Here is a 1,681-nt window from a genome sequence, read left to right on the forward strand (position 1 = left end):
CCCGAAGCCCAGACCACCCCCCTCCTGACCGTCCCCTGGCAGCCCAAACTAGGCACCACCTACCTCCCCCACGACCCCGAAGACGAAAAGATCGGCCCCTACCTCCCCACGGTCTGACAACCCACCGCTCCCAGCCCGCCCGGCCTTCGCCGTCCCCTCGGCAAGGCCGGGCGACGGTGGACATCCGCCATCGCCCCGGCCACTCCACAGCCACGCGTCGGCCGGCCCTCGCACACCGGCACCGTATAGAGGAGCTCGACATGGGATGGGACATCCTGATCGGCATCCTGATCGCGGTCGCGGCCGGCTGGACACTGCTGATCATCGCCCTGGCCCTGATCCGCCCGAAGGGCTCCTTACTCACCGAGGCGCTACGCATCCTGCCCGACCTGCTGCGACTGCTTCGCCGCCTGGCCGCCGACCGCACACTACCGACCGGCATCCGAGTACGACTCGGCCTGCTCATGGCCTACCTGGCAATGCCCATCGACCTGATCCCCGATTTCATCCCCATCCTCGGCTACGCCGACGACGCGATCATCGTCACCTTCGTCCTGCGCGGCGTGGTCCGCCGCGCAGGCCTGGACGCCGTCCGCCGACACTGGCCCGGAAGCGATGACGGCTTCACCGCACTCTGCCGACTCACCGGAATCGCCCGCCGTCCCGCCCAGCCCGAGTAGCAGGCGGACTGGTACCGATTCTCGCCTTGCGATCACGACCCGATGATCACCAAGTGGCGGCTGTCCGTCGTCGCGGCGCTGATGCACCAAACCCTCGAGGGTGACGAGAACAGGGGGCCGTACAGCGGGAGTGGAGCCAGGTCGGGCGGCGCGGACCGGGACGGTGAGTGTGGAACCCAGATGGTAGGTATGGACGGACGTTGCGGTGTATCGGGATGTTGGAGGTGGACCTGGACGGTGGGGGTGGACCCAGATGGTCGGTGTGGACGGACGTTGGGGGTAGACCGGGACGTTGGGGGTGGACCGGGACGTGTCGCGGTGGAGCACGGTGAGCCCGGCAGGGCCCGGAGGTGCGGGGGAGTCCCCCGCAGGAGAACAGCCCTTGCGCCCTTCCGCGCGAAGCGCGCCCTCTGGCAAGGACGATTTCAGCGGCGCCGCACACACCGTGGGTTGTCCACCGTAGGGCGGCGCCGACTTCGCCGTACGACGTCCCGCCATCGCGGCGCCGATTCGCAAAACCCACATGGGACGGGAGGGCCGGGGCCGGCGGGGAGTAGAGCCGGGTCGGGCGGCGCGGACCGGGAAGGTGGGGGTGGACCCAGATGGTCGGTGTGGACGGACGTTGGGGGTGGACCGGGACGTTGGGGGTGGACCGGGACGTGTCGCGGTGGAGCACGGTGAGCCCGGCAGGGTCCGGGGGTGTGGGGGTGTCCCCCGCAGGAGAACAGCCCTTGCGGCTGTCGCGCGGAGCGCGTCCTCTTGCAAGGACGATTTCAGCGGCGCCGCACACACCGTGGGTTGTCCGCCGTAGGGCGGCGCCGACTTCGCCGTACGACGTCCCGCCATCGCGGCGCCGATTCGCAAAACCCACATGGGACGGGAGGGCCGGGGCCGCACAGCGGGGGGTGACGTCCCGTGGGGTGGTGTAAATCAAGTGATCGAATCGTCTGGTTGTGGGCGCGGGGTGAGTTCGGCGAGTGTGGTGGCAGAGGTGTTGGCGT

At 69.5% G+C, this 1,681-nt stretch carries 1 protein-coding gene; it reads left to right on the forward strand.

What is annotated here, in order from left to right; all coding sequences use genetic code 11:
* Positions 1 to 260: 260 nt before the first annotated feature.
* A complete protein-coding gene (locus tag ACFP1K_RS41025) occupies positions 261 to 680 on the forward strand; it encodes a YkvA family protein (protein ID WP_380764006.1) in 420 nt (139 codons plus the stop codon).
* Positions 681 to 1,681 lie beyond the last annotated feature (1,001 nt).

The sequence above is a fragment of the Sphaerisporangium aureirubrum genome, assembly GCF_042658925.1.
GTDB lineage: Bacteria > Actinomycetota > Actinomycetes > Streptosporangiales > Streptosporangiaceae > Sphaerisporangium > Sphaerisporangium aureirubrum.